Here is a 6,052-nt window from a genome sequence, read left to right as displayed (position 1 = left end):
AAATGTAGCGTTGATTATAAGTTATTTATAAAGTCTGCGAGAGCAATAAATCCTACTCCACTTCGAAAACAGCCTGAATTTCAACAGAAGAATTTACCGGAATAGAAGAAGCTCCAAACGTAGCTCTTGCATGCTTGCCTTTTTCTCCAAAAACATCCACCGCAAGATCAGAAGCAACGTTCATTAAATCAGCGTGTTTTGTGTAATCATCTTTGGTGTTGAAAATTCCTGTAAGTTGTACACATTGCTTTACTTTGTTTAAATCTCCACCTACGGCTTCATTCAGCACGGATAAAACATTCAGCATTGTAACTTTGGTAGCATCTTTTACCTGTTGTTCTGTTACATCTACTCCTAATTTCCCGGCATTAAAAATCTTCCCGTCTTTTAAAGCAACCTGATTGATAAATACAAGATTCCCGGAACGCACAAACGGCTGATAATTTCCTGCGGGTTTAGGAACCTGAGGAAGAATAATATTCTTTTGCTTTAAGATTTCACTAAAGTTTTGATGATTTTCAATGATAGGATTACTTTTTTTAGCACGGGTATCTTTTAAAGCCAGTGCAACTTTTGCAAAGTTTTTTCCCTGAAGTTCGGCTAAGTGTCTTTCTCCTTTTGTGGGTCTTTCAACATCCTTTAAAGAAGCCATACTGGTAATTCCCAATACGGTATTTCCCTGTGGTATCGCTTTATTAAGTTCTTCAGTTCCACGAATTCCATTGGAAACCAATACCATTCCGTGTACAGCAAGACTGTTCCAAAATGCCTGTAAAGCAAGTTCTTTCCCTGCCCCGCTTCCTGCAGACATAAAAACTGTTGCCGGAACTCCTTCAAGGGCATGATGGGTCCAAAGCGATACTGTTTTGGATAAAAACTCACTCATTCCCGTGCTTATATTTCCAAAATAAACAGGCGATCCAAAAGCAATTCCGTCATAATTTGTAAGCTCTTCCACTGTAACTACAGGAAGGTTCTTCAGATTGGGATTTTGTGAGGGTTTGACCAATTTAATGGAGGAAACGGCATTATTTTCACTTTCAATTCCCTTTGCTATTTCTTTGGCAAGTTCGTAAGTTCCGCCATTATCTGAATGGATAAGAACTAATATGTTAGCTTTATTTTGTGCCATCATGTTGCTGGTGTTAAATAATAAAATTAAGATAAAAAAAAGACATAATTTTCTCATTCTGAATAAAATATAATTTTAATGTTATTGTTCGTTTTTTATGTGAACTTCTCTCTTAATAAAATGATTCTTGTCCGCTGTCAATTTATATGGAAATCACATTTGTTTTGATAATACAAAATTAGTGTTGGCGTTTTTATTAAATTTGCCAAAAAATACATGCAAAACGACAATATAAAATGTGGTTTGGTTGAAAAATCTGAAAGCCAGTTTGTAGATACCATAGAAAAGGAGGCTTACGTATGGTGTGAAAAAGACTGGAAACATGACGCTTATGAGCATGTTCACAACCGCGCTCAGCTTACTTTTGTAGAGGATGGTTATCAGTATTTTCATATTGATCAGAAGATTTATCTTGTTCCGCAGCAGCATGTGATTTGGATTCCGTCAAAAAAGCCTCATAAAATTACTTCTGAAGCAAAAACAGTAAATCTTATGGTATTCCTCTTTAAATCTGTTTTTGATGATGATTTTTACAATAATGTACAGGTTTTTGCGGCTCCTCCTGTTCTTAAAGAAATGTTATTATATGCTTCTAAATGGAATCAGTCATTATCGGAAAATGAAGAACAGGATATTTTTTTCAAGGCTATTTTAAAAAGTCTTCCGAATTTATATAAAGAAAGCAACGGATTGGAAATTCCGGTTCCTATGGATGCCAGACTGATTCCGGTGTGCAATGATATCAATGCGAATTTTAAATACAATCTTGATATTGATTTGCTCGCGGAAAAAGCAATGATGTCGGTAAGAAGTCTTCAGAGGATTTTTAAGAATGAAACAGGAATTACCCTTCAGAAATACCTTCAGCTGACCAGAATTTTGAAAAGTATAGAGCTTATAGATACTCAACAGTATACGTTAAGTGAAATCGCTTATAAAGTAGGTTATCAAAGTCTTTCCGCATTTACAACGGCATATTTTGCAGTAATGAAGTCTAAACCTAAAATTCATAAAAATCAAGGGGTTTCATCGTAAGACATATCCACAGGTTTAGATTCCGGGGATCCTTTTTCCCGAAGCCAGATGGAAAGAAGCACTAATGAAGCGACTGCGAGAAATTCACTTTGCCAGTTTTGAAAAGATTCAAACCAAAATCTAGATTCTGAAATGTATTTCATTGCCGAAACTACTGATTTTCCTTTGATTATCTGTTCATTATTAAAATCTTTCAGGCTTCCGTAAAAGTGAAAGATAAAGCTGACTAGAAAAAGGACAGCAAAGGCAAGGGATAAAGAATGCTTATAAATTTTCAATATGAAACCACCTTTTCTGACAGGATAAGGTGCTTTGGGATGGGCTACAGGTTCTTTATCTACCTCGGTTTTTCCTTCCATGGGTTTTGATTCGCTAGACCCTTTCTGCCTCAAAGAGATGGTTAATAATACATAAATCATCATTTGAAGAAACTCACTTTCCCAATTCTCAAAAGTTGCCTGAATAAAATGACCACTCGTGAAATATTCACTAATGTTCAAAACAGGATAACCATTTTCAGCCAATTCTTTATTTTCAGTTGTCCAGCCTGTAAAAAATTGTCCGATCAGAAAAATAATCATCAGAGTAAGTAAAACAATGCTCAGACTATTACGGTAAAAGAATCCATGAGGTTTATTTGTTGACTCCATATTTGTAGCTACTGTTTTTGGAAAGGAAAGATCTTAGGCAGGTTCTCTGTAGATGGTCCGGTAAGAATTTTCCCATTGACATTAAACCTGGAACCATGACAAGGGCAATCCCAACTTAATTCTGCGCTGTTCCATCGAACTTCACAGGATGCATGCGGACAGGTACTCTTTAATAGATGTAAAGTGCCGTTTATTTCTTTATAAAGTGCATAAGATTCTGATTGATAACGTATGACTTTTGCTTCACCTTCTTTAATTTCTGATAAGGAATCAATGGTATCCACAAAAAGTTTATCTTTAATAAAATCAAATGCCACACTTACTGTTTCTTTGATGAAATCTGAAAATCCGGCAATCGGTTTTATTCTTGTAGGGCTGAATAAATCTGCATATTTATTTTCACCTTTTACAATAAGATCATGAAGTATTTGTGAAGAAAGTGTCCCGAATATCATTCCATTACCTCTGAAGCCTGTAGCGGTATACAACCTGCTTTTACTTCCGGGAAGTTTTCCGATATATGGAAGTCCGTCAACGGGTTCATAATATTGACTTGACCAGCTATAATAAACGGTTTCTACATTAAAGTACTCCCGAACATAGGATTCCAGTCTTGTGAAGCATTCACCGGTATCTTCTGCATGTCCTGTTTTATGGTCTTCACCGCCTGCTATTAGTAAATTTTCACCATCATATTCCTGAATTCTGTAATAATGATAGGGATCTGAAAGGTCATATCCTATTTCCCATGGGTATTTGTCATCCTTTAGAGTAAATGCCATTGCATAGCTTCTATAAGGAGCATTGGTAAAATGAAGAAGATTGATGCCCGGAGGAATATGAGTGGCATAAATAACGTTTTTTGCCTTAATCTCGCCTTTAGATGTTGCTAAAATAACATGATCTTCAAGTTCTTTATGGCTTTCACAATGACAGTTTTCCTGAATAGCTCCGCCTAACTTGATATAGCTTTCACAAAGCGCTTTGATATATTTTATAGGATGAAAATGTCCTTGTTTTGGAATAAGCACTGCTTCTTTAAATGGAATCGGAAAAGGAATTTCATTCACATATGCCATTTCATGACCTACTTTGGTTGCTCCTTCTACAATATTTCTTAATTTTTTTTCCTGTTCTTCATCCAAAGCAAACAAATAGGCTGATTTTCGGTTAAAATCACAGCTTATTTCATATTTTTGAATGTTGTTTTCAATAATATGAAAGGCATCTTTTCCGGATTCTGCATACAGTTTTGCATTTTCAAGCCCGAAATCCTGAATAGCCTGAGCAAATGTGGTGTCAAAAAAATCATTTAAATGTGCTGTTGTTCCACCGGTTGTTCCAAACCCGATATTTGCAGCTTCCAGAATAATACATTTCTTTCCTGATTCCTGTAATTTTAAAGCGGTAGAAACGCCTGTAATTCCGCCTCCTATAATCGCTGCATCAAATAATTGATTAAGATCAGTTTCTGTAGAAAATCTTTTGATTTCTTCCTGCCATATACTTTTTCTTGCGCCATCTCTATACATAACGGGAGTATTTAGGATTAAAAATTATCTTTTATTCAAGCTATTATTTTCTGAAACTTTTTATAATCTGAGATTTCAATACTTTTCTTTTTCTTAGATTCATCTGATTGGAATGAATGCTATTGTTTTCATTTGATGAAATGGTATGACGGGCTATCCATTTATAATAATTCCACCGTTGGGATGAAGTATCTGCCCGGTAACCTGTGCTGCCTCGTCACTTGCGAGAAACAGGAAACTGAAAGCTATTTCTTCAGGGGTTGCGCTTCTTTCTAAAGGTGGTTTTTCAGGATTTTCTTCTTCATCATCAAATGTTTCTTCAGTAAGCGGAGTCACTACGGGTCCCGGAGCCACTGCATTGATGCGAATTCCTTTCGGTTTTGCCTGAAGTGCCAGAGAACGTGTAAATGAGACAATTGCTCCTTTTGTTGCAGAATAATCCAGAAGTTCCGGATGTCCCTGATAAGCGGAAACAGAAGTGGTATTGATAACACATCCGCCTTCTTTCAGATAAGGGAAGACAATTTTTGTCAGTAATATCATTCCAACAATATTAGAATCAAACGTTTTTCTTATGTTCTGCTCTTTTAATTCTTCAATATTGTCTGAAGGAAACTGAACTCCTGCATTGTTCACAAGAATATCAATCTTTCCGAATACAGAAATGGTTTTAGTCGTAGCTTCTTCACAAAAATCATAATCATTGATATCGCCCTGAAAAAGGATACATTTTCTGCCCAGATTTTCAATTTCTTTTTTCGTGGCTTCTGCATCATCTACACTTGAATGATAAATAATGGAGATATTGGCTCCTTCCAAGGCAAAAAGAAGTGCCACAGCCTTACCTATTCCGCTATCTGCACCCGTAATGAGAACTGATTTTTCCTTTAGCTTTCCCATAATCTTATCTTTCTGTTGGTTTTTGCATTTCGAACATTCTGTGTGCTGCCATGCTGTCAGTAGAGAGGTTAGACATTGCTACGGAAAGTTTGTTTTTGATTCCTGAAATCACTTTGTCTTCATTATTCATTAAAGCATTATAACCATCAATTGCCACATCTTCCGGAGATGCCAGAGATTCTTTGTCTTCCAAAATTTTACTTTTATTCATATCTGCTTTATTGAAGAAGTCTGTATCTGTAGGACCTGGTAAGAGTGCTGTAACCGTAATTCCTGAATCTTTCAGCTCTTCACGGATCGCTTCTGTCCAGGATAATACAAATGCTTTGGTCCCATGATATACCGAATGCCAAGGACCCGGAATTTTACTCGCTACTGAAGCAAGGTTTAAAATCTTACCGGAGCCCTTTGGTAATCGGTCCTTAATAAACAGTTTTGTTAATATGATGACTGAAATTATATTTAAATTGACAATATCCACTTCCCTATGAATATCTGTATCCTGAAATTTACCATAAACACCCTGTCCGGCATCATTAACTAATATTGCAGGGCTTATTGCATTTAAGGTAAGCTCGGAATACAAAGAATAGGCTTCATCCTGAAGAAATAAGTTCTTTGAAATGGGAATCACATTTACTCCAAAACTTTTAAACTCTTCAGCTTTCTTTTTAAGTGTTTCATGGTTTCTGGCAACAAGAACCAGGTCATAGCCGTTCTTGGCAAACTGTTTTGCCAGCTCATATCCTATACCGCTTGTTGCACCTGTAATCAGAGCATATTGATTTTTGCGTTCCATGAGT

Annotated in this window: 6 protein-coding genes; 1 reads left to right on the top strand and 5 read right to left on the bottom strand. The window is 36.2% G+C overall.

Annotated elements, in window-relative coordinates; genetic code table 11:
- Window positions 1-52: 52 nt before the first annotated feature.
- Entirely contained in the window at window positions 53-1,189 is a 1,137-nt protein-coding gene (locus tag AC5YGG_RS09480; protein WP_496144265.1) for an Atu1372/SO_1960 family protein, read from the bottom strand.
- Between the two features lie 159 nt (window positions 1,190-1,348).
- Between AC5YGG_RS09480 and AC5YGG_RS09475 the strand changes: the two genes are divergently transcribed.
- On the top strand, window positions 1,349-2,167 hold the full coding sequence (locus AC5YGG_RS09475) for an AraC family transcriptional regulator (protein WP_496144264.1): 819 nt from the start codon (window positions 1,349-1,351) through the stop codon (window positions 2,165-2,167).
- Here the strand turns inward: AC5YGG_RS09475 and AC5YGG_RS09470 are convergent.
- The 4 genes from AC5YGG_RS09470 to AC5YGG_RS09455 all read right to left on the bottom strand — a co-directional run bounded on the left by AC5YGG_RS09470 (window position 2,149) and on the right by AC5YGG_RS09455 (window position 6,048).
- The gene (locus AC5YGG_RS09470; RefSeq protein WP_496144263.1) at window positions 2,149-2,817 is read right to left on the bottom strand and encodes a DUF6766 family protein; all 669 of its coding nucleotides are present in this window, start codon (window positions 2,815-2,817) and stop codon (window positions 2,149-2,151) included. The genes AC5YGG_RS09475 and AC5YGG_RS09470 overlap by 19 nt on opposite strands.
- A gap of 8 nt (window positions 2,818-2,825) precedes the next feature.
- Window positions 2,826-4,349: an FAD-dependent oxidoreductase gene (locus AC5YGG_RS09465; protein ID WP_496144262.1), complete on the bottom strand. Its 1,524-nt coding sequence runs from the start codon at window positions 4,347-4,349 to the stop codon at window positions 2,826-2,828.
- 153 nt (window positions 4,350-4,502) lie between these two features.
- On the bottom strand, window positions 4,503-5,249 hold the full coding sequence (locus AC5YGG_RS09460; RefSeq protein ID WP_496144261.1) for an SDR family oxidoreductase: 747 nt from the start codon (window positions 5,247-5,249) through the stop codon (window positions 4,503-4,505).
- Window positions 5,250-5,253: 4 nt separating this feature from the next.
- Window positions 5,254-6,048: an SDR family NAD(P)-dependent oxidoreductase gene (locus tag AC5YGG_RS09455; protein WP_496144260.1), complete on the bottom strand. Its 795-nt coding sequence runs from the start codon at window positions 6,046-6,048 to the stop codon at window positions 5,254-5,256.
- Window positions 6,049-6,052: the final 4 nt, after the last annotated feature.

The organism is Chryseobacterium sp. CS2K3, assembly GCF_059515185.1.
Note: the sequence above shows the minus strand (reverse complement) of the source record. Positions and strands in the feature narration are given on the sequence as shown.

Excerpts from the sequence above, each read along its gene's own strand:
- AC5YGG_RS09480 (WP_496144265.1), bottom strand. The coding sequence starts at position 1,189 with ATGAGAAAATTATGTCTTTTTTTTATCTTAATTTTATTATTTAACACC.
- AC5YGG_RS09475 (WP_496144264.1), top strand. The coding sequence starts at position 1,349 with ATGCAAAACGACAATATAAAATGTGGTTTGGTTGAAAAATCTGAAAGC.
- AC5YGG_RS09470 (WP_496144263.1), bottom strand. The coding sequence starts at position 2,817 with ATGGAGTCAACAAATAAACCTCATGGATTCTTTTACCGTAATAGTCTG.
- AC5YGG_RS09465 (WP_496144262.1), bottom strand. The coding sequence starts at position 4,349 with ATGTATAGAGATGGCGCAAGAAAAAGTATATGGCAGGAAGAAATCAAA.
- AC5YGG_RS09460 (WP_496144261.1), bottom strand. The coding sequence starts at position 5,249 with ATGGGAAAGCTAAAGGAAAAATCAGTTCTCATTACGGGTGCAGATAGC.
- AC5YGG_RS09455 (WP_496144260.1), bottom strand. The coding sequence starts at position 6,048 with ATGGAACGCAAAAATCAATATGCTCTGATTACAGGTGCAACAAGCGGT.